This is a genomic window from Rhizobium sp. CFBP 8762 (assembly GCF_014841565.1).
GTDB lineage: Bacteria > Pseudomonadota > Alphaproteobacteria > Rhizobiales > Rhizobiaceae > CFBP-8762.
Window position 1 is genome coordinate 267,323 of sequence record NZ_JACYUD010000004.1, and the last position, 21,440, is coordinate 288,762.

Here is a 21,440-nt window from a genome sequence, read left to right on the forward strand (position 1 = left end):
ATGTCAACAGTCACCAACGACCTGACAATTCTGGTTATCGACGAGAATGCAATCCGTGCCTCGATCATAGAAGAAGGCCTGAGCGAAGCGGGACATCTTAACGTCAAGGTGATCCATGAGATGCAGGGCGTCGCACGACTGATCGAGACGATGGACCCGGATGTCATCATCATCGACATCGAGAACCCCAATCGTGACATGATGGAGCACATGTTCCAGCTCACCCGGATGATCTCGCGCCCGATCGCCATGTTCGTCGACAGATCCGATACCGCTGCCATAGAAGCTGCCGTCGATGCCGGTGTTTCGGCCTATGTCGTCGATGGCCTGAAAAAGGAGAGGGTCAAGCCGATCCTTGACATGGCGGTGAGCCGCTTCAATGCTTTCAGCCGGCTCCAGCGCGAACTGGCGGAGGCACGCAATGCGCTCGAGGAGCGCAAGGTCATCGAGCGGGCCAAAGGCATCCTGATGAAGATGCGCGGGCTGAGCGAGGAACAGGCCTTTGCGCTGCTGCGCCAGACGGCCATGAACGAGAAGAAAAAGCTGGCAGACATCGCCCAAAGCGTCGTCACGGCTGCAGGAATGCTGCTTTGAACGCGGCATTGATCGGAGAATGCTGGTGAGTACCATGGTTTCCACACAACCCGACGACAGTGCCCCAAAGGCTCCCATGCGTGTGCGCGGCAAGGAGCAGCGCACACTGCGGGCAGGATACATACCGTTGATGGATGCGGCCATCCTGATCATTGCGGTGGAACTCGGATTCGCCGAGACCGAAGGATTGGGTCTCGAACTGGTTCGCGATGTCACCTGGGCCAATGTGCGTGACCGGCTCGCTTTCCGGCAATTCGATATTGCGCATATGCTCTCGCCCATGCCGGTGGCGTCCATGCTCGGACTGGGGTCCAATCCCTCTCCGACCATCGCACCGTTTTCGCTTGGTCGCGGCGGCAATGCCATTACGCTGTCCACGCGCATCTTCGAGCGGATGACGTCATTGACGACCCTGACAGACGATGCCGGTGCGCTCGCCAATGCGCGGGCCCTGGCGGCCCTGCTTGCCGACATGCGGGCGCGCGGCGAGGCTATGCCGACACTTGGCATGACCTATCCCTTTTCCTCGCACAATTACGAGTTCCGGTACTGGCTGGCGGCTGGCGGTATCCATCCCGATCGGGACGTGAAACTGGTCGTGGTTCCGCCGCCCTTGACGTCCGATGCCCTGGCGGCCGGAGCCATCGACGGGTTCTGCGTCGGCGCGCCGTGGAACATGATCGCATCTGAACGCGGGGCGGGCCGGATTGTCGCGGCCAAGCAGGACATATGGGCTCTGGCTCCCGAAAAGGTTCTGGGCATGCGGCCAGACTGGGCCGAAGCCAATGCCGACACGGTGTCCCGCCTCATCGTTGCGCTCGACCGGGCTGCCCGCTGGTGCGACGACCCCGGTCACCATGACGAACTCGCCAAAATCCTCAGCGCCCCCGAGTATATCGCCGCACCGGAGGGCATTGTCCGGCGGGTCCTCAGCGGCGAGTTCAGTCTCGATGCGCAGGGAACGAAACGGGTCGTCCCCGACTACTTCCTCTACCATGGCAAGGCGGCCAACTATCCGCGGCCAGATCAGGCAACCTGGATCTACAGCCAGATGATCCGATGGGGGCACGCAGCTTTCAGCGAGGAAGGCTTGGCGCGCGCCAGAAGCGCCTTCCGACCGGACCTTTACCGCACTGCTCTCGGCAAATTTGCAGCCGTGCCGAGCGAGAAAAACGGTGCCGGTTACGATGGCTTCATGGATGGCCAGTTCTTCGACCCGGAGGATGTCGAAGGGTATGTCGAGCGGTTTTCAGTGCGATCCACATCGGCGGCGGCCAAGGGAACCATTGAAAGCTAATGGAGTGCACAAACCTGAGGCATTTGCATCCGGGGTCAGGCTTTTGAACGTGCAAGCCTGCATCAGGTCAGACCAACGGCGCTGACAAAACCGTGCAGGAACGTTTGTTTGCGTCCCTGCCTAGCGTCAAACGAAACTGGCACGCTCCTTGCTCCAATATCTCTGTCCGCAGTCAACGGCGATTGCAGGACAGATGAGCGCCAGGTCTGGCGCATATCCCCATCCGACACCGACGTCGCATGCTCCCTTGCTGTCCGGCCCCTATCGCCCGGACCCAGCAGACGGGCACGCGGCGTTTTTTTGTTTTCGGATCTCCGTCGCGCACCAGAGGGGCATAAGAACAATGACGAAGAATACAGGAATGACCATAAGCCGCCGCCAGATTCTCAAGATTGGTTCTGCGGCGGCGCTCGCCAGCGCGGCTCGGCTCGCTTTCCCATCCGGTGCCTTTGCTGCATCAACCGGTCCGGAGGTCACAGGCATCAAGCTTGGCTTTATCGCGCTCACCGATGCCGCACCGCTGATCATCGCCAAGGAAAAAGGCTTCTTCGAGAAACACGGCATGGCTGATGTCGAGGTGCTGAAGCAAGCCTCCTGGGGCGCGACCCGTGACAACCTCGTGCTCGGTGGCGAAGCCAACGGCATTGACGGCGCCCATATCCTGACCCCCATGCCGTACCTGATGGAAACCGGCAAGGTGACGCAAAACAACGTGCCCGTGCCAATGTCAATCGTCGCGCGGCTCAATCTCGATAGTCAGGGTATTTCCGTCGGCAAGGAATATGCCGAGACCGGTGTCCAGCTCGACGCTTCGAGGCTGAAGGACGCCTTCGCCGCCAAAAAGGCCGCAGGCAACGAAATTAAGGTGGCCATGACCTTCCCCGGTGGCACCCATGATCTGTGGATTCGCTACTGGCTCGCCGCTGGCGGCATAGACCCGGACAAGGACGTCTCCACCATCGTCGTGCCGCCGCCGCAGATGGTCGCCAATATGAAGGTTGGTAACATGGATGCGTTCTGTGTCGGGGAACCCTGGAACGAGCAGTTGGTCAATCAGGGCATCGGCTTTACCGCCTGTACCACGGGCGAGCTGTGGAAAGGCCACCCGGAAAAGGCGCTCGCCTTGCGCAGCGCATGGATCGAGAAGAACCCGACGGCGGCAAAGGCCCTGATGATGGCCATCATGGAAGCGCAGATCTGGGCTGACAGCATGGACAACAAGGAAGAGATGTCGGCAATTCTGGGCAAGCGCCAGTGGTTCAACGTACCGCCCAAGGATGTCGCCGGACGCCTGAAAGGCACGATCAACTACGGCAATGGGCGTCTTGTGGAAAACACCGGGCTTGAAATGAAGTTCTGGAAGGACCACGCGTCCTATCCCTTCAAAAGCCACGACGCCTGGTTCCTTACCGAGAACATCCGCTGGGGCAAGTTCGCACCCGACACCGACATCAAGACGCTGGTCGACAAGGTTAACCGCGAAGACATCTGGCGCGCGGCTGCGGCCGACCTCGGCATCGCCGCCGCTGACATCCCGGCATCAAGCTCGCGCGGACCGGAAACCTTCTTCGACGGCAAGGTTTTCGACCCCGATAACCCGAAGGCCTATCTCGACAGCCTGACAATCAAGGCCGGAGCCTGAGCGAAGGTTAACGAAACTGCCGCCCGTGAACACCAATCGCCCGAGAGGACCGCACCATGACCGCAACCGCCCGCAAGGCAAACACTGAAGCGATGGCCACGTCTGTTAACAGGATCGGCACCGTCGTTTTGATGGCGCACCGGCCTGCACGCAGGCTTGATACGCAACGTATTCTGGCGGCAATTTGTCGTCATGTCCTGCCGCCGCTAGCGGTCCTGATCGGGCTGCTGGCCATCTGGCAGATCGCCTGTTCCAGTCCGGGTGCAACGCTGCCGCCGCCATCGCAGGTGTGGATCGACAGTTACGACCTGATCGCCTTTCCGTTCTTTAATTATGGCTCGCAGGATATCGGTCTCGCCTGGCGTGTGTTGATTTCGCTGCAGCGGGTCGCCATCGGCTTTGGCTTGGCTGCCATCGTCGGTGTTTTTCTCGGCGCCGTCGTCGGGCAATCGGTTTGGGCCATGCGCGGCCTCGACCCGATCTTCCAGATCCTGCGAACCGTACCGCCGCTCGCCTGGCTGCCGCTCTCGCTTGCGGCATTCCAGAACTCCAATCCGTCTGCGATATTCGTCATCTTCATCACCTCGATCTGGCCTGTAATCATCAACACCGCCGTCGGTGTGCGCAACATCCCCGACGACTATCGCAACATCGCACGCGTCCTGCGTCTCAACCCGTTGGAATTCTTCATCCGCATTATGGTGCCGGCCGCCGCACCTTACATTTTCACCGGCCTTCGCATCGGCATCGGTTTGTCGTGGCTTGCAATCGTTGCGGCGGAAATGCTGACAGGCGGCGTTGGTATTGGTTTCTTCATCTGGGATGCCTGGAACTCCTCGCGCCTCTCCGACATCATCGTGGCGCTCGCCTACATCGGCGTAACCGGCTTCGTCCTCGACAAGCTGGTGGCGCTTCTTGGAAACGTCATCACGCGCGGCACCGCGAAGAACTGAGGAGAGCGAGCATGAACGCCTATCTCAAGATTGATCATATCGACAAAAGCTTCGAGCGCTCAGGAACCCGCACCGATGTCCTGAAGGACGTCACCCTGACCATCGGCAAGGGAGAATTCGTCTCGATCATCGGCCATTCCGGCTGCGGCAAGTCGACACTTCTCAACCTGATTGCCGGTCTGACGCAGGTTTCCGCAGGGGCTGTCCTGCTTGAAAACGTAGAGGTCAACGCACCGGGCCCGGAACGAGCCGTCGTATTCCAGAACCATTCGCTGCTGCCATGGCTGACCGTCTACGAGAATGTAAACCTTGCCGTTTCCAAGGTCTTTGCCGGTCGCAAGACCAAGGCGGAAAGGCATGAATGGGTGATGCGCAACCTGGACCTCGTCCAGATGGCGCATGCAAAGGACAAGCGTCCGGCGGAAATCTCCGGTGGTATGAAACAGCGTGTCGGTATCGCCCGTGCGCTGGCAATGGAGCCGAAGATCCTGCTGCTCGACGAGCCCTTCGGCGCACTCGATGCGCTCACCCGCGCGCATCTGCAGGATGCCGTAATGGAGATCCATTCCCGTCTCGGCAACACCATGATCATGATCACCCATGACGTCGATGAGGCGGTGCTTTTGTCCGACCGTATCGTCATGATGACCAACGGCCCGGCTGCCCGCATCGGCGAAGTGCTGGATGTGCCCATTCCACGGGTGCGGGACCGCATTGCGCTTGCCGCTGACCGCACGTACCTCAAATCCCGCGAAGCCGTGTTGAAGTTCCTCTACGAACGCCACCGCTTCGTTGAAGCCGCGGAGTAAATCAATGGCTGAAAAACTCGTCATCATCGGCAATGGCATGGCACCCGGCCGCATGCTCGAAAACCTGTTCGAAAAGGCGCCCGGCCTTTACGAGGTAACCATTTTCAACGCCGAGCCGCGCGTCAACTATGACCGCATCATGCTCTCGCCGGTGCTGTCAGGCGAAAAGTCTTATGACGACATCGTCATCCACACCGACGACTGGTATGCCGCCCATGGCGTAACCCTGCACAAGGGGGCCAAGGTCACCGAAATCGATCGCCACGCCAAGACGGTCACATCGGCCAACGGCATCACGGCAGCTTACGACAAGCTGGTCATCGCCACCGGCTCGCTGCCCTTCATCATTCCGGTTCCGGGCCATCAATTGCCCGGCGTCCTGCCCTATCGCGATCTCGACGATGTTGAGAAAATGCTTGAGATTTCCAGGGGCAAGGGCCGCGCAATTGTCATCGGTGCCGGTCTGCTGGGTCTGGAAGCGGCTTACGGACTGAAACGGCAGGGCATGGATGTCACGGTCATCCACCTGATGCCAACGATCATGGAGCGCCAGCTCGATCCTGCCGCTGCCTATCTTCTGGAAAAGGCGCTGACCGAACGCGGCATCGACATCATCACCAAGGCCAATACCAGACAGATTCTGGGAACCGACAGGGTTGAGGGCGTCGAACTGGAGGATGGTCGTATCATCCCCGGCGACATGGTGATCATGGCCGTCGGCATCCGCCCGGCCTCTACTCTGGCCAAGGAAGCCGGTATCGCCGTCAACCGCGGCATTGTGGTGGACGATGGCATGATGACCTCGGACCCCAATGTCTTTTCGCTTGGCGAGTGCGCCGAACACCGTGGCACCTGCTACGGCCTCGTCGCGCCGCTCTATGAGGCGGCGCGGGTTCTTGCCGATCGCCTGACCGGTGGGACCAGCGAATATCACGGCTCTGTCGTCAACACCAAGCTCAAGGTCACCGGCATCAACCTGTTCTCCGCCGGTGACTTCGCCGAAGCGCCGGACCGTGAGGAAATCGTGCTGCGCGATGCGTCGGCCGGCATCTACAAGCGCCTCGTGCTGAAGGATAACAAGATCCTTGGCGCCGTGCTTTACGGCGAGACGGGAGATGGTTCCTGGTTCTTTGACCTGATGAAGCGCGGAACCGATATTTCGCAAATGCGTGACACACTGATATTCGGCCAGTCCTATCAGGGGGGTGCCCCGCTGGACCCTATGGCGGCCGTTGCAGCCTTGCCGGATGATGCAGAAGTCTGCGGCTGCAACGGCGTCTGCAAGGGCAAGATCACGTCTACGATCTCGTCCAAGGGCCTGACCTCGCTCGATGACGTGCGCGCCCACACCAAGGCTTCCGCCTCCTGCGGGTCCTGCACCGGTCTCGTTGAACAACTCATGGCGCTGACACTGGGCGACGCCTACAATCCTGCTTCCGTCGCGCCGATGTGCACCTGCACCGAACTCGGCCATGACGATGTCCGCCGCCTGATCAAGGCCAAGAGCCTGAAGACCATACCGGCTGTCATGCAGGAACTGGAGTGGAAGACCTCCTGCGGCTGCGCCAAATGCCGCCCGGCCCTCAATTATTATCTCGTCTGCGACTGGCCCGACGAATATGCCGATGATTACCAGTCGCGCTTTATCAACGAGCGTGTGCATGCCAACATCCAGAAGGACGGCACCTATTCTGTCGTGCCGCGCATGTGGGGCGGCGTGACCAATGCCGCCGAACTGCGCGCTATTGCAGACGTGGTCGACAAATTCGAGATCCCCATGGTCAAGGTGACCGGCGGCCAGCGCATCGACCTTCTCGGCATCGAGAAGGAAGACCTTCCGGCAGTGTGGTCCGATCTCGGCAAGGCCGGTTTCATCTCCGGTCAGGCTTACGCAAAGGGATTGCGCACGGTAAAGACCTGCGTGGGGTCCGACTGGTGCCGCTTCGGGACGCAGGATTCAACCGGGCTTGGCATCCGCATCGAAAAATTCATGTGGGGTTCCTGGACACCGGCCAAACTGAAGCTTGCCGTTTCCGGCTGTCCGCGCAACTGCGCCGAAGCAACCTGCAAGGATATCGGCGTCATCTGCGTGGATTCCGGCTTCGAAATTCATTTTGCCGGTGCGGCTGGCCTCGACATCAAGGGTACCGATGTTCTGGGTATCGTAAAGACCGAGGACGAAGCGCTGGAGCATATCGTGGCGCTCACCCAGATGTATCGCGAACAGGGCCGTTATCTCGAGCGGATCTACAAATGGGCCAAGCGCATCGGCCATGACGAAATCCGGCGCCAGATCATGACCGACGCGGTGAAGCGCAAGGGCTACTACGAACGCTTCGTCTTCAGCCAGAGGTTCGCTCAGGTCGACCCATGGTCGGAGCGCGTCTCCGGCAAGGACAAGCACGAGTTCAAGCCGATGGCGACGGTCGGCTATGGCGAGGCGGCCGAATAGTCCAGTCTCCCCGCAAGAGGAGAGAGGGCAAAGGAACACAAGGAGCTTACCTATGAACTGGATCGCAATCGGCACCATTGACGATATACCGCTACGCGGGACGCGATGCGTGAAGACGCCGCAGGGCAAGATCGGGGTGTTTCGTACCGCCGACAACGAGGTCTTTGCCATCGAGGACCACTGCCCGCACAAGGGCGGTCCGCTGACGCAAGGCATCGTCCATGGCAAGGCGGTGACCTGCCCGCTGCACAACTGGGTGATTTCGCTGGAAACCGGCAAGGCACTTGGCGCAGACGAAGGCGCGGTCAAGACCATTCCGGTCCGCAACATCGACGGTCATTTGTCCATCATGCTTGAAAGCATGCTGGTTGCAGCGGAGTAGATGGAATGATCGCTGTGGGAGCCGTGCCTGTTTCCTGTGAGACCAGAACGACATGCCCCTATTGCGGCGTCGGCTGCGGCGTGATTGCCTCCGTTGATGACAAGGGAAAGGTCAGTGTCAGAGGCGATCCGGACCATCCAGCCAATTACGGCAGGCTCTGTTCAAAAGGCTCCGCGCTCGGCGAAACCCTTGGGCCGGACGGCCGTGTGCTTCATCCGGAAATTCGGGGCAGACATGCCGGCTGGGACGAGGCGCTCGATCTCGTCGCCTCGACGTTCCAGCGGACGATTGCCGAACATGGACCTGATTCCGTCGCCTTCTATGTTTCCGGGCAGTTGCTGACCGAAGACTATTACGTTGCCAACAAGCTGATGAAGGGGTTCATCGGCTCCGCCAATATCGACACCAATTCACGCCTGTGCATGGCCTCGTCCGTCGCCGGCCATCGCCGCGCCTTCGGTGCCGATACCGTACCGGCCTGTTACGAGGACCTGGAGCTTGCCGATCTCGTGGTGCTGGTCGGCTCCAACATGGCCTGGTGCCATCCGGTCCTCTACCAGCGTCTCGCCGCAGCCAAGGCCGCCCGCCCGACGATGAAGGTGGTCGTGATCGATCCGCGCCGAACCGCGACCAGCGATATCGCCGACCTGCATCTGGCCGTCGCCGCTGACGGCGATATTGCCCTGTTCAACGGCCTGCTCACCCATCTGGCCGAGGCCGGTGCGATCAATGACAATTATGTCGCGAGGCATACCACCGGCTTTGCCGAAGCACTGCTGGCGGCGTCGCGCGGACCAGTGTCCGACCTCCCGGAGGCAACTGGCGTATCCAGCACATTGATCCGCCAGTTTTATCAACTCTTTGCCCAGACACAAAAGGTCGTCACCTGCTACAGCCAGGGTGTCAACCAGTCCTTTACCGGCACGGACAAGGTCAATGCCATCATCAACTGTCATCTGGCGACAGGCCGGATCGGCCGCCCGGGCATGGGACCTTTGTCGCTGACCGGCCAGCCAAACGCGATGGGTGGACGTGAGGTCGGCGGCCTCGCCAACATGCTCGCGGCGCATATGGCAATCGACGACCCTGTCCACCGCGAGCGGGTGCAGCGCTTCTGGAATGCCCCGGTGATTGCAGGTAAACCCGGCTTGAAAGCTATCGACATGTTCGAGGCGGTGGCGGACGGGCGGATCAAGGCGATCTGGATCATGTCAACCAATCCTGTCGTCTCCATGCCCGACGCCGATGCGGTCAAGGCCGCCCTAAAAGCCTGTCCCTTCGTGGTCGTCTCGGACATCCAAAGCGACACCGACACCGCACGTCTTGCCCATGTCCTGCTTCCGGCCACCGGCTGGGGCGAAAAATTCGGCACTGTGACCAATTCCGAACGGCGCATCTCTCGGCAAAGGTCGTTCCTGCCGGTGCCGGGCGACGCCCGGGCCGACTGGTGGCAGTTGGCGGAGGTTGGTCGGCGAATGGGATTTGGCCCTCATTTTAACTATGGTAGTCCGGCTGCGATCTATGCCGAACATGCGTCGCTCTCCACCTTCGAGAACGAAGGCGAACGCGATTTCGATATTGGCGCCCATGCCAAGATCAGCGCGGACGCCTATGATGATCTGGCGCCGTTCCAATGGCCTTTGCGCGAAGATGGGTCGTCACTTGCCCGCTTTTTCGCCGACGGTGGCTTCTATACCGCCGATCAAAGGGCGCGCCTGGTGCCCGTCACGACACCCGTGGCGCAAACAAAGGACCAGTGCCATCCCTTCACCCTCAATACGGGCCGCATCCGCGATCACTGGCATACGATGACGCGAACGGGAAAGAGTGCCCGGCTTTCCGCGCATATTGCAGAACCATTCTGCGAGATCCATCCAGCGGACGCGGTTGAAGTCGGTATCGGCGATGCCGATCTTGTGCGGATCGAAGGTGTAAACGGCAGATCGATCATCGTGCGCGCCCTGCTGACCGACAGGCAGATGCGTGGCTCTGTTTTCGTTCCCATGCACTGGACAGGCGAGACGGCTCCGAGCGCGCGCGTGGATACGCTGGTCTCTTCTCGCGCCGACCCGATCTCCGGCCAGCCTGCACTGAAGATGGCCCATGTTTCGGTGACCCGCCACGCCGCGCAGGCGCATGGCTTTCTGGTGACGAGGACGCGACCGCGCGACCTCCCGTTCGCCTATTGGGCGATTGCGAAAATCGACGGTGGTTATCGTCTGGAATTTGCGGGCGACCCGCCTTCCGAGGGCTGGAAGAGCTGGTTGCGGCAAAGCCTGCTGCTTCAGGACCATCACGAGTTTTCCGGCTATGTCGACCAACAGGCGGGTAATCATCGCCTTCTCTTTTTCGAGGGAGAGCATCTTGTAGCGGCCCTGTTCGTCTCGCCGGAACCGGTCTGCGTCTCGCGGCAATGGGCAGTCAGCCAGCTTGAGGAACGCCATGGGGACCGGCAGGCCCGATCCCGGCTGATCGCTGGCCGTCCAGCAGCAGGCCGGCCCGACAAGGGTGCAATCGTCTGCTCGTGTTTTTCTGTTGGCATCAACCAGATCAACGCGGCGGCGCAGAGCGGCTGCCGGTCTGTGGAAGCCGTCGGTGTGGCCTTGAGTGCCGGAACAAACTGCGGCTCCTGCCGCCCCGAAATCAGGAGGATATTGGATGCGACCCAAGCCCTTGCCGCAGAGTGACCGACACGAACGCATCGCCGCACTCGCCAAGCTTCCTGTTTTCTGGAACTTGTCAGGCAAACGCGTGGTCATCGCGGGTGGATCGGATGGCGCTGCCTGGAAAGCAGAGCTTCTACAATCCTGTGGTGCCGCCGTAGAGCTCTATTGCGAACACGATGATCTTGGGGAGACGATGAAGGCGCTGGTTGAACGCACCGCGCTTATCCATCATCCGCATCCTTGGCATTGCGGCATCTTTACCGGCGCGTCGCTGGCGCTTGCCGACTGCGAAACCGATGACGAGGCGCGCGCCTTCTTCTGCGCGGCACGGGCGGCGGGCATCCCCGTCAATGTGATCGACAAGCCTGCCTACTGCCAGTTCCAGTTCGGCTCGATCGTCAATCGCTCGCCGGTAATCGTGTCGATCTCGACCGATGGGGCGGCACCCATCCTGGCTCAGGCAATCCGCCAGCGGATCGAAACGCTCCTGCCGCCCTCGCTGAAGCAATGGGCGAGCCTTGCCCATTCGCTGCGTGAGGCGGTCAATCGCCGCCTGACGCCGGGCGCGGCAAGGCGGCTTTTCTGGGAGCGTTTCGCCGCCCGGAGCCTGTCGACGAACGAGCCACCGGCGGAGGAGACGGCGCACCGGTTGCTCACCAATGCTGAGCAGATCGCCTCAAGGCCACCGTCGGGCTCGGTAACATTGGTCGGGGCGGGACCGGGTGATGCCGAACTGCTCACTCTCAAGGCCATGCGAGCCCTGCAAGCCGCCGACGTTATTCTGTTCGACGACCTTGTGTCGCCCGAGGTGCTCGAACTGGCCCGGAGAGAAGCAAAACGCTTCCTCGTCGGCAAGAGAGGCGGTCGGGAGAGCTGCCGTCAGGATGACATTAACGATATGATGGTGCGTTTTGCCAAGGCTGGCAAACGCGTGGTCCGGCTCAAATCGGGGGACCCGATGATCTTCGGGCGAGCAGGCGAAGAAATAGCGCGGCTGGAAACCGAGGGAATTGCCGTAGACGTGGTTCCGGGCATCACCGCAGCCTCGGCTATGGCGGCTTCGCTGAAGACCTCACTCACCAATCGTGATCTCGCCCAGCAGGTTCGCTTTGTGACGGGCCATTCGCGCAACCATGAATTGCCCCGCACCGTTGACTGGGCCTCGCTCGCTGCAGCCAATCAGACGTCCATTTTCTACATGGGCGGACGCATGGCAGGGCAGATCGAGCAGCGCCTCAGGGACAACGGCATGACATCGGACACGCCCGTCGTCGTGGTTTCCTCTGTCAGCCGTCCACAAGAGCGCCGTTGGGCCGGTCCGCTTGGAAGCCTTTCTGAGGCAATGCGTACAATCGGTGTTGATGAGCCTGTGTTGATTGGTGTGGGAGAGGTTTTCGGCGCGGTCGCCGGAGGGCGCATCCGTCCGTCTGAAATCGACCGTCTGGAGACATTGGCTGGAAGCCTGTGACTAGCGGGAGCGAACCCGGCAGGGCAGAAGCCGTCGCCCTGCCCGCCGCCTAAGTCTATTCACAGCTAAAGCGTTCCGGATTTTTGAATCGGTTGATCTTTCCAGATCAGTTCTGTTCCAGCAACCATATCGAGAAGAGAGCGTATTCGTGCACTGGTTGCGCGCTTCAAGGTGGCCGCGTCTCTGTGCTGTTCATCGATTTCGCCTCACGCAAACCATATCCCGTCGGAAATCGCACCGGCGACATTGCTTCTGTTTTCCGGACTGTCTGAAAACGCTTCAAGCATATAGTTGCGCGTGACAAGACCGTTGTCCAACTGTCCGACCCAATAGTCGAGACCAGCCTTCTCAGACTGTCGGCCCAGCGTGTTTTTATAGAGCAATTCAGTATACCCGACATTGCTGACCATCCGCGAATGCCCATACAAACTTGTAAATTCATCGGATTGAACAAAATGCGCGGTTGTCCACTGGAATGCTTTTCCGCTTTCCAATTGGCGGATCCAGTAGCCCAGTCCATCCGCGTCTGGTTTGCGGTTGAATGCAGCCTGATACAGCCTATAGGTCTGGCCAGCGATACCGTCCGTATCGAATGCGAGAGTACCATCCAGAAACGCAAGCCGTTCGATATTGGACAATGTATCCTGTGAGGAACCGTTCCGGGAGGTGACGACCAAGTTGCCACTGTTCTTCGTTGACGTGTAGTCGTTCCTGAGGCCGGTGAACATCGCGACATCCAAACCTTGTCCCCCATCGAGGAGGTTACGGCCTGCTCCACCGATCAGGGTATCTCGTCCGTCATTGCCTTGCAGCACATTGTCGGCGCCGTTGCCTATGATCTGGTCATTCCCGCGTCCGCCTTGTGCGTTTTCGATGACCGCACCATAGGCAATTCCGAGATTGTCCTTCGCATTCCAGTTGTCAACGCGCGCTGTTGAGTAGGCGCCGTCGTTCAGGTTCAGCACGAGGTCGGTGACGAAATTGGACAGGTCCAGCGTGTCGTTGCCACAGGCATCCCAGATGGTATCGAAAAAACCGCGCGTGGGGTCATAGGTGTAGACATCGTTGCCAGTGCGATACGACCAGTTTGCACCATACAGGTACTGAATGGCCAGTATATCGTAGACCATCGGCTTATTGATCAGGAGTCCCCACCGCAGGGTCTCAGGGTCAAACGTAATGGCCCCCTCAGGGGGTGTGTAGGACATGATCGTGTAGTTCAAAAAATCGAGGTCTTTCGGGATCTGTACAGCCCCTTCGAAGGGATGCTTCAGGCCCAGCGCATGTCCGATTTCGTGGACAAGTGCCGTTGCGTCCTCGGATACGGTGTCCCATGGCTGGTTGAACTTCGGGTTGACCCACACATCGCCACCTTCCGCCCAGCGCGCACTTGGCAAGAACGCAACACCCCAGTAAGGATCCTTGACATTCCCGGTAAAACCAAAGCGTAAAACGCCGACGTCCGTGCTGGTTTCCGCAACTTCTTCAAACCGGATATTTGCGACGTTCGACCAGGTTTGCAACGCGGCGCGTGTTAAAGTCTGCTGGTGGGCAGAAAAACCGAACGAGATACTGCCCGGGGGCTCGCCTGCATAACCAAAGGACGCCTCTTTCCCGTTCGCCCATGGAAAGCTGTAGCTGAGCGTCACTCCGGTTCCGACAGCACCGCCCCACTTTTCATCATAGTCGGTAATGAGGGCATTTATGTGGGAATTCGTGCTGTATGGAACGTTTGAGGTCGTAAAGCCTGCATCGGGTAATATTGCGGAACTCATGAGCGACCTCACAACGGCGTATTGATCTTACACTTTGTAGCCGTGAGCATCATATACGGTAATCCTGATAAATCATCTGCTTTTTTTCGCGATACGATAACCGTTCAGGTTCACGTCAGCTTGAAGGTGCCTTTGCCAATCAGTTCCGGCGAAGGCGTCCTGTCTTTCGCCGCTCCACGGCGAGGCACACGATGAACGACGATAATAGCAGACGTAACCTTGGGGTTTTTCGTCCCCAAATGGGCAGCATCACGCTAAGCGTGCTGGTTTCACTCTACATTCTGTTTTTCACAAACTGGACCTTCTGGGCCAGGGTTCGCACGTATCTGGCCGCGTACCCCTCGGCACTGGTGGCTTTTCATGTGGCCCTGATCGCGCTGACCATTGCCGTGCTGACCGCATTCTCGGTGCGGTATCTGACCAAGCCGCTGTTCATAGCGCTGGTGCTGACGGCGGCTGGAACCTCGTGGTTTACCGACCGGTTCGGCATCGTTGTCGATACCGATATGATCCGCAACATAGCAGACACGTCATCGGCGGAAGCGCGCCACCTCATCACGCCATCGTTGCTGTGGCACATGGTTCTGTTCGGTGTGTTGCCCAGTGCCTTCATCCTGTGGGTGCGTGTCGTCCATCGGCCGTTTTCGCGCAAAGTGCGCACCAACCTCGCCATGATCGCCGGTTGCCTGCTGGTCTTTTCCGTTGCGTGGTTCTCCAGTTCAAAGGTGCTTGTCGCAGCGTTTCGCCAGCATCAGGATATGATGAAAACCTTCGTCCCCGCCGTCCCCATCGGCAGCGCGGTCAAGTACGCCATCGATGTCAGCCGTCCCCGGTTGGCCGTGGCACCCCTCGGGCGGGATGCCCGGGTCGTCAAGGTGTCCGATCCGCTGACCAAGCCCCGTATCACCATCATCGTGGCGGGCGAAACGGCGCGTGCCGCCAACCATGCGCTGTTCGGGTACAATCGGGAGACCACACCGGCAATGGCTGCCCAAAAGCCTATGGTTTTCAAAAATACCAGCAGTTGCGGAACCTCCACCGCCGTGTCGCTGCCCTGCATGTTCTCCGATCTGACGCGGGCGGGCTATTCCTATCGCGGCGGTCTGGCCAAAGAAAATCTGCTCGATGTGCTGGACCATGCCGGTGTCAAGGTCACCTGGCTGGACAATGATATGGGCAGCAAGGACGTCGCCAACCGCGCGGACTATCACGATATTCGCGCCAAGGGCGATCCGCGATACTGCGACAAGGGCGAGTGCCTGGACGAGATCTTTCTGGATCGCGTCGATCAATGGTTGGCTTCGGTCAAGACCGACAGCGTGCTGGTGCTGCATATCATGGGCAGCCACGGGCCCGCCTACTCCATGCGTTACCCGGATAAATTCCGCCGGTTTCAGCCGGATTGCAGAACGGGCGAGTTAGGTGACTGTACCCAGGCGCAAATCATCAATGCCTATGACAACACCATTTTGTATACCGACTTCATTCTGTCTTCCATCGTGGACCGGTTGAAAGGCAGAGGCCGGCAGTTCGCCACCAGCCTGCTGTATATGTCCGATCACGGTGAATCGCTTGGAGAATATGGCATGTACCTGCACGCCGCACCCTACATGGTGGCCCCCAGCACGCAGACGCATGTTCCGTTCATGGTGTGGATGGATCAGGACTTTTCGCAATCCATGGGCCTGAATGAAACCTGCCTTCGCCAGACGGCGGATCAGCCGCGCTCGCAGGATTATCTGTTTCATTCGGTCCTGAGTATGATGAATGTGGTTACATCCGCCTATAAGCCGGATCTGGACGTGTTCGCATCCTGCCGATTGGACAAGCTGCGCGCCGCGCCGCAAGATGTTATTGCAAGCCGGTAAGTAGGGGGATCGCGTTGCGCGTATTGCTGGTAGAAGACGATCCGGTTCTGGGAGAGGCGCTCAGGGACCATGTCCGGGCCGCAGGCCATGCGGCGGACTGGTTCAAGACGCTGGCCGATGCCATGGCCGTGGTGCAAACCACGGTCTACGGCTTGATCCTGCTGGATTTACGTCTGCCGGATGGCCATGGGTTGACCTTGCTGCGCGCGCTCAGATCCCGTAACGATGCGGTGCCGATCATCATTCTGACCGCGCATGATCAGGTCAGCGACCGGATTGAGGGGCTGAACAGCGGCGCGGATGATTACCTCGTGAAGCCGTTCAATCTGGATGAGTTGAGCGCCCGAATGCTGGCTGTTTCCCGCCGGTATGAGGGAAGGCCGAGCTCGCGCATTCAGCTGAACGGTCTTGAGATCGACCAGAGCCTGAAATCCCTGACCGTGGACGGCAGAACCGTGGGCCTGAGTGCGCGGGAATGGGCAGTGCTGGAAAAACTTCTGGAGCGCCCCGGCGGGGTCGTATCGAAAGCGCAGCTTCATGATACGCTCTATGCCTTTGGTGCAGAAATCGAAAGCAATACGGTGGAAGTGTATATCAGCCGCTTGCGCAAGAAGATCGGACCGGACCGTATCGAAACGGTACGCAGCCTGGGATACAGCCTGCGATGACATCGAAACCCGCAAACCACAGCATGACCCGTCGGCTGGTAGCAATACTGGCGGCGGTGGTTACGGCCTTCTGGTTGATTGCCGCAGGCCTTGGCATGGTCATCATGCAGTTGGAGTTCTCGGAGATTTTCGATGGGGCTTTGCAGCAAACCACAGAACGCCTGTTGCCACTGGTCGTCGATACGCTGGCGCAAGGGCCGGTCGATCCGAATGTGACCCACGCCAAACCCTATCCGGGCACGGAATATCTGACCTATCAGGCACGCCGCGCCGATGGCAGCATCATCATGCGTTCCGACGATGCGCCTGCAATCGGGTTTGATGCGCCTTTGAGTGTGGGTTTTTCCGATACCGCCAAGCACCGTATTTACACGGCGGTTTCGCTGGATGGCACAGTGTTTGTGCAGGTGGCCGATGCGTTTCGCAACCGGCGGGAGGCCATTCGCGAGGGTGGATGGGCGTTGTTCCTGCCGCTGCTTCTTCTTGTGCCTGCCAGCATGTGGGTGATCATGGTCGTCGTGCGGCGTCTTCTGGGCCCCATTGAAACCCTGCGCGCCGATATCGGCCGAAAGGACAGTGGCAATCTCGCCCCGGTGGATGAGACGTCTTTGCCGCGCGAGTTGCTGCCGATTGCGCATTCGGTCAATCTTCTGCTGGAGCGGCTGCGGTCGGCTTTGGAAGCCGAGCGGGAGTTTACCTCCAACAGCGCGCACGAGTTGCGCACCCCCATTGCCGGAGCCTTGGCGCAAACGCAGCGTCTGCTGGCGGAAGCCCCGCCGGCCATCGTGCCGCGCTTGCGCCAGATTGAAGCATCGCTGCAACATCTCGGGCGCTTGGGTGAAAAGCTGCTGCAGCTTTCCCGGGCGGAGGCTGGCATTGGCGTTCAGGACCATGCCATCGACCTCATCCCCGTCCTGACTGTGGTGGTCGACGATTTCGAGCGCGGCGTCCATGCCGGTCGCCTCGGGGTTATGACCCGGGCGGAAACGTTCATAAGGGCGATCGATGCCGATGCGTTTGCCATCGTGCTGCGCAATGTCATTGAAAATGCGCTGATCCACAGCCCGCCGGACAGCCCCATTTCCATCACCTCAACCGCCGACACGATCCGGGTTCAAAACCATGGCAGTGTCATTCCTGCTGCTGCTTTGAAAACATGGAGCGGCCGTTTCGTTCGTGCAACGACGCAAGCCAACGGCTCCGGCCTCGGCCTCTCCATCGTCAACCGCCTTGTCACGCAGATGAATGGAAAGCTGATACTCCAGTCGCCCGTCGAAGGCAGAAGCGACGGGGTCGAGGTGATCATTCGGCTTTAATTGATCACACCATGGCTCAATCGGGATAGCGTAGATCGCAAACTCGGGTAAACGCGACGACTTGCCTGGCATCTTTCTGAGCGAGAGCGACATATAAGTCAACATGCTCTTGCATATAGACTTCTGCCTCTTTTTTCGACCGGTTCGTCCGCTCGAAAACGCTTTCTGCCATCACTGCCAGCCTGTCGAACTTTACGCGATAGCGTTTGGATTTTTCAGTATCGCCAGCTAACTTCACGACGCCCGACATTAAAACAAAAACAGAGCCGCATTGAAACAAATGCTCGTCCGTATTCGGGCTGAGTTTCATGGAATGATCTGCGTAACTCGGTGTTGCCAGCAACCCTATAAAAAGCAGGATAATGAGCCGTACCATATGGTTCCCTCCACGCAACCGGGCTGACTATACCATCGCGACGGACAGCGTGTCGCGATCTTTCAGAGCCGCTCTGCACGCTTACATCTCTGTTTTGTCGCTTCCGTAAAACCGTTGCACACTTTGCGTGGACCACGCTTCAGGCTCCTTATTCAACTCATTCGTTCTACCACAAAACGCTACCCGCATTTGCGCAACCCGCCTCAACCCAATCCCCACGCCCGGAACCGCTGCCGCCCGGTTACCTCGCGCAGGCCAAGCTCCGTCACCAGATTGACCGCGCCTTGGGCGCTGACGCCCAGATGCGCCTCGATCATGCCGGAGGATACCACCGGATGGGACAGAACGAGTTTGATCAGATCCGGCAGGCGTGACGAGGAGCGGCGGCCTGCAACACGACGCTCCAGATGGCCCTTGGCCAGCAACAGCCGGTCATGCTCCTTCAATCCTGCTTGCGATGCTGCGGTCAGCGCGTTGAGCGTGGCGCAAAGGCGTGCGTTGCGGCTTTTGGCCTGCCGCTCTTCACGCGGCACCGCCTGCAGGCCGATGTGGAGCGCCACAAGATGCGCCGCTGTTAGCCCGGTTTCGCGCAAAAGCGAGGCTGCCAGCAGTGGCCCCAGCCAACGGGTATGTTGCAGCACGCCGATGGCGTGCCACGCCTCCAGCGCCAGCGCCGTGCGCAGGACAGGCGGCAGATGGGCGCTGGCCTCCACCACGCCCAGCCATTGGCGCAGCCGTTCATCCTCATCCCAGTCGGCATCGTAGATGAGGCTGTGTTCGACTTCGCGCGTCGCTGGGGCCGCCTGGGTTTTTGTCACCGCATCCAGCGTCTGCTGCGCGCGCGCCAGCACGGCATCCAGCGCGTTCATCTCCGCTTCCAGTGCGTCGCCGCTGTCCATGCTCTTTCGCTCCAGCGCGGCAAATGCTTGCACCCGGTCCGGCGCACGCCCCCGCAACTGCGCCAGCCCCGCCGCCGATAATGCCCAGCTCGCTTCCTGCCCTGCCATCTGCCTGCGGGTGCGCAGCATATCATGGGTGCGGATCAACTCATGGGTTGGCGCACGAATGTCCATGCGCGCATCGTGCAGGACCAGATCTTCCAGATGCACCAGTTCCCCGTCCAGCCACTGGCAGGCGATGGCATCGCGGAAATGCATGCGCTGCGTCCACCCCTCGCGGATGGCGGACCGGGCTATGCGCTCATCCAGCCGCGCCAGATTGGCCGTTGCGGTTGCAAGCGGGGATACCAGACGTTCGAGATCAAAATCGGTGAGCAGATAAGTCATTGGAATGACGATAGCACAGGCGCCTTATCCAAGTGAACAGACCGTTTGCTTGGGTCACTTGGTATGCGCAAAATCAGGGCTATTTAGGGTGTGTGGAGACATTTTTTCGTCCGCTGAGGTTGATTAAAGACCCATCCACCCCGCCTGTCAAGCACGGTTGTGAGCCTGTCCACACCAGACTTCACGGACAAAAAACACCCCTGCGGAAAACCACAGGGGTGCATAACCCGAAAGCAGAAAGCCGCTAAAGCCTAGCGGGACTTTTCATAAAGCTTGCTGGCGATCTCGAACATTTCTTCCGGTGCATAATCCGGTGTGAAGGCCGAGGGAACGCCGGTCAGCTGATGGATCTTGCCGCCATCGGGATGACCATCCACCACTTCCAGTTCGCCCGGAGGATCGCCCGCCAGCGCCTGCTCGCCACCACCCCAGATACCGGCCATTTCCTTGTAATCGCCGGGGCTGAAGGTGTAGAGGCGGCGGTGTGAGCCTTCCGCCAGATACTTCTGGCACTCCGGAATACGGTCGAGGTTGATGTTGGGTGTCGGCAACATCTTTTCGATTTCGACGCCGGTGATCTTTTTTAACGCCAGTGCATAGGCATGGGCGTGGACCGAGCCGCGCACCAGGAGATAACCGCAGACCTCACGGCCTGTCGGGTCGGTCAGCGTTTCGTAGACGCGCAGCTTGTGCAGGCGCGCACCGCATTCCAGATGGAAGTTGTGCAAGAGGTCAGTCACCACATTGCCGGTGGTGGTCACCATATCGTTGTTCCAGGAGGCGCCGTTGCTGTTGACTGGCGTGGCACCGCCCTGATTGGAGAAGAAATTGTTGGCAAGGCGAATGTCTTTCATCGCCTCGTAGGGTGCGTTGGAGATATCGCCACCGTCCTGCTCGTCACCGTCATTGTCCGGCCCGTTATTGAGCATGGCAACACCGTTGCTGACCAGCTCCACATGGCCGAGTTCTTCGGCAGTGATGGAGGCCACGAGGCTGTAAAACGGCTTCAGCTTGCTTTTGCTGCGGAAATTGAAACTCTGGAACATGTAGTTGCCGAGTGTCGACATCTCGCCGTACTTGCCGCCCAGAAGTTCCTGAAGGGCTGCGGCCGCGTTCGGGTTCTTCTGTTTCGGCGCAGGTAGGTCTACCTGCAACTTGTCAACGCGTAAGAACATCGTGCCATCCTGTGATAACGAACAATGGGATTTGAGCCGGATAAGACCGGTCAGTCCAACCTGTACCACTTTCACATTATATCAAGATGAATATTGCACGCGAAACGTGAAAATAGAGCTATATTACCACTTGCAAAACACCGCATCGGCTCTAGCTTGGAACATTATTGCAGGTATAAGACGATATTCATCACTCAGGGGTTTTTTATTCTTTCTGCACTCTCTTGAAACTACGGCACCGCGCATACGCGGGAGCGGGTGAGAAACCGGACTTCGCGTCCGTTATCCAGCGAAAACATGCCGCCCCTGCCCGGTACGACATCAATGATCAGTTCCGTGTGCCGCCAGGCTTCATACTGCGGCGCGCTGATGTAAACCGGCGCCCCGCCGATCTCGCCCAGCAACACATCCTGATCCCCAACCAGAAAATCGCTGCGGGGATAGCACATGGGCGACGATCCATCGCAGCACCCGCCGGACTGGTGAAACAGGATCGGCCCGTACTGCGCTGTAAGGTCCGCAATCAGCGCCAGCGCTGGCTGGGTCGCGCTGACCTGATTTTTTGCTGGCCGATCCATGGAATTTCCCTTTCGATTGGTTGATAAATGAGACCGAAGCTGCGGTCGACCAAACCTTAAACCACTATGCCCTCATCTCATTCTCCGTTCTTCCATCCGTCATTCCTGTGCTGGTCACAGGAATCCATACTCTCA

At 59.3% G+C, this 21,440-nt stretch carries 17 protein-coding genes; 12 read left to right on the plus strand and 5 right to left on the minus strand.

Features of this window, described 5'->3' with window-relative positions; all coding sequences use genetic code 11:
* The 9 genes from IFT84_RS11935 (at position 1) to cysG (ending at position 12,263) form a co-directional block, all read left to right on the plus strand.
* A complete protein-coding gene (locus tag IFT84_RS11935; RefSeq protein WP_192119592.1) occupies positions 1-594 on the plus strand; it encodes an ANTAR domain-containing response regulator in 594 nt (197 codons plus the stop codon).
* Positions 595-628: 34 nt separating this feature from the next.
* A complete protein-coding gene (locus tag IFT84_RS11940; protein ID WP_192119755.1) occupies positions 629-1,891 on the plus strand; it encodes a CmpA/NrtA family ABC transporter substrate-binding protein in 1,263 nt (420 codons plus the stop codon).
* Positions 1,892-2,234: 343 nt separating this feature from the next.
* Positions 2,235-3,533, plus strand: coding sequence for a CmpA/NrtA family ABC transporter substrate-binding protein (locus tag IFT84_RS11945; RefSeq protein ID WP_192119594.1), 1,299 nt, complete (start codon positions 2,235-2,237; stop codon positions 3,531-3,533).
* Positions 3,534-3,589: 56 nt separating this feature from the next.
* The gene (ntrB, locus tag IFT84_RS11950) at positions 3,590-4,486 is read left to right on the plus strand and encodes a nitrate ABC transporter permease (protein WP_192119596.1); all 897 of its coding nucleotides are present in this window, start codon (positions 3,590-3,592) and stop codon (positions 4,484-4,486) included.
* An 11-nt stretch (positions 4,487-4,497) separates the two neighbouring features.
* Complete coding sequence (locus tag IFT84_RS11955; RefSeq protein ID WP_192119598.1) at positions 4,498-5,295, plus strand: ABC transporter ATP-binding protein; 798 nt, start codon at positions 4,498-4,500, stop codon at positions 5,293-5,295.
* A 4-nt stretch (positions 5,296-5,299) separates the two neighbouring features.
* Positions 5,300-7,747, plus strand: coding sequence for a nitrite reductase large subunit NirB (nirB, locus tag IFT84_RS11960; RefSeq protein ID WP_192119600.1), 2,448 nt, complete (start codon positions 5,300-5,302; stop codon positions 7,745-7,747).
* A gap of 52 nt (positions 7,748-7,799) precedes the next feature.
* Positions 7,800-8,129: a nitrite reductase small subunit NirD gene (nirD, locus tag IFT84_RS11965; protein ID WP_192119602.1), complete on the plus strand. Its 330-nt coding sequence runs from the start codon at positions 7,800-7,802 to the stop codon at positions 8,127-8,129.
* A gap of 5 nt (positions 8,130-8,134) precedes the next feature.
* Positions 8,135-10,816, plus strand: a complete 2,682-nt coding sequence (locus IFT84_RS11970; protein ID WP_192119604.1) for a nitrate reductase — start codon at positions 8,135-8,137, stop codon at positions 10,814-10,816.
* Positions 10,788-12,263: a siroheme synthase CysG gene (gene cysG, locus IFT84_RS11975; protein ID WP_192119606.1), complete on the plus strand. Its 1,476-nt coding sequence runs from the start codon at positions 10,788-10,790 to the stop codon at positions 12,261-12,263. Before IFT84_RS11970 ends, cysG begins: the two co-directional genes overlap by 29 nt.
* 206 nt (positions 12,264-12,469) lie before the next feature.
* Here cysG and IFT84_RS11980 read toward each other — a convergent pair whose 3' ends face one another.
* Positions 12,470-14,038 (minus strand): DUF4214 domain-containing protein, encoded by a 1,569-nt coding sequence (locus IFT84_RS11980; RefSeq protein ID WP_192119608.1) that lies wholly within the window; start codon positions 14,036-14,038, stop codon positions 12,470-12,472.
* A gap of 191 nt (positions 14,039-14,229) precedes the next feature.
* On the opposite strand from IFT84_RS11980, the gene IFT84_RS11985 reads away from it, so the two are divergent.
* From IFT84_RS11985 to IFT84_RS11995, 3 genes are read left to right on the plus strand one after another with little or no spacing between them, the layout of a single operon-like run.
* Positions 14,230-15,906 carry a phosphoethanolamine transferase gene (locus IFT84_RS11985; RefSeq protein WP_192119610.1) on the plus strand — a complete coding sequence of 559 codons (1,677 nt, stop codon included), beginning with the start codon at positions 14,230-14,232 and terminating at the stop codon, positions 15,904-15,906.
* A 14-nt stretch (positions 15,907-15,920) separates the two neighbouring features.
* Positions 15,921-16,574, plus strand: coding sequence for a response regulator transcription factor (locus IFT84_RS11990; RefSeq protein WP_192119612.1), 654 nt, complete (start codon positions 15,921-15,923; stop codon positions 16,572-16,574).
* A complete protein-coding gene (locus IFT84_RS11995; RefSeq protein ID WP_192119614.1) occupies positions 16,571-17,890 on the plus strand; it encodes a sensor histidine kinase in 1,320 nt (439 codons plus the stop codon). Before IFT84_RS11990 ends, IFT84_RS11995 begins: the two co-directional genes overlap by 4 nt.
* A 16-nt stretch (positions 17,891-17,906) precedes the next feature.
* Here IFT84_RS11995 and IFT84_RS12000 read toward each other — a convergent pair whose 3' ends face one another.
* The 4 genes from IFT84_RS12000 to IFT84_RS12015 all read right to left on the minus strand — a co-directional run bounded on the left by IFT84_RS12000 (position 17,907) and on the right by IFT84_RS12015 (position 21,305).
* Positions 17,907-18,266, minus strand: a complete 360-nt coding sequence (locus IFT84_RS12000) for a hypothetical protein (RefSeq protein WP_192119616.1) — start codon at positions 18,264-18,266, stop codon at positions 17,907-17,909.
* A gap of 203 nt (positions 18,267-18,469) precedes the next feature.
* Positions 18,470-19,552: an RHE_PE00001 family protein gene (locus IFT84_RS12005; RefSeq protein WP_192119618.1), complete on the minus strand. Its 1,083-nt coding sequence runs from the start codon at positions 19,550-19,552 to the stop codon at positions 18,470-18,472.
* Between the two features lie 251 nt (positions 19,553-19,803).
* Positions 19,804-20,727 carry a manganese catalase family protein gene (locus IFT84_RS12010; RefSeq protein ID WP_192119620.1) on the minus strand — a complete coding sequence of 308 codons (924 nt, stop codon included), beginning with the start codon at positions 20,725-20,727 and terminating at the stop codon, positions 19,804-19,806.
* 230 nt (positions 20,728-20,957) lie between these two features.
* Entirely contained in the window at positions 20,958-21,305 is a 348-nt protein-coding gene (locus IFT84_RS12015) for a DUF779 domain-containing protein (RefSeq protein ID WP_192119622.1), read from the minus strand.
* Between the last annotated feature and the right edge of the window lie 135 nt (positions 21,306-21,440).

What these genes read in the sequence shown, in the direction of transcription:
- nirD (WP_192119602.1), top strand. Translation starts at nt 7,800, where the DNA reads ATGAACTGGATCGCAATCGGCACCATTGACGATATACCGCTACGCGGG.
- IFT84_RS11970 (WP_192119604.1), top strand. Translation starts at nt 8,135, where the DNA reads ATGATCGCTGTGGGAGCCGTGCCTGTTTCCTGTGAGACCAGAACGACA.
- IFT84_RS11985 (WP_192119610.1), top strand. Translation starts at nt 14,230, where the DNA reads ATGAACGACGATAATAGCAGACGTAACCTTGGGGTTTTTCGTCCCCAA.
- IFT84_RS11935 (WP_192119592.1), top strand. Translation starts at nt 1, where the DNA reads ATGTCAACAGTCACCAACGACCTGACAATTCTGGTTATCGACGAGAAT.
- IFT84_RS12000 (WP_192119616.1), bottom strand. Translation starts at nt 18,266, where the DNA reads ATGGTACGGCTCATTATCCTGCTTTTTATAGGGTTGCTGGCAACACCG.
- IFT84_RS11995 (WP_192119614.1), top strand. Translation starts at nt 16,571, where the DNA reads ATGACATCGAAACCCGCAAACCACAGCATGACCCGTCGGCTGGTAGCA.
- nirB (WP_192119600.1), top strand. Translation starts at nt 5,300, where the DNA reads ATGGCTGAAAAACTCGTCATCATCGGCAATGGCATGGCACCCGGCCGC.
- ntrB (WP_192119596.1), top strand. Translation starts at nt 3,590, where the DNA reads ATGACCGCAACCGCCCGCAAGGCAAACACTGAAGCGATGGCCACGTCT.
- cysG (WP_192119606.1), top strand. Translation starts at nt 10,788, where the DNA reads ATGCGACCCAAGCCCTTGCCGCAGAGTGACCGACACGAACGCATCGCC.
- IFT84_RS11940 (WP_192119755.1), top strand. Translation starts at nt 629, where the DNA reads ATGGTTTCCACACAACCCGACGACAGTGCCCCAAAGGCTCCCATGCGT.
- IFT84_RS12015 (WP_192119622.1), bottom strand. Translation starts at nt 21,305, where the DNA reads ATGGATCGGCCAGCAAAAAATCAGGTCAGCGCGACCCAGCCAGCGCTG.
- IFT84_RS11955 (WP_192119598.1), top strand. Translation starts at nt 4,498, where the DNA reads ATGAACGCCTATCTCAAGATTGATCATATCGACAAAAGCTTCGAGCGC.
- IFT84_RS11945 (WP_192119594.1), top strand. Translation starts at nt 2,235, where the DNA reads ATGACGAAGAATACAGGAATGACCATAAGCCGCCGCCAGATTCTCAAG.
- IFT84_RS12010 (WP_192119620.1), bottom strand. Translation starts at nt 20,727, where the DNA reads ATGTTCTTACGCGTTGACAAGTTGCAGGTAGACCTACCTGCGCCGAAA.
- IFT84_RS12005 (WP_192119618.1), bottom strand. Translation starts at nt 19,552, where the DNA reads ATGACTTATCTGCTCACCGATTTTGATCTCGAACGTCTGGTATCCCCG.
- IFT84_RS11980 (WP_192119608.1), bottom strand. Translation starts at nt 14,038, where the DNA reads ATGAGTTCCGCAATATTACCCGATGCAGGCTTTACGACCTCAAACGTT.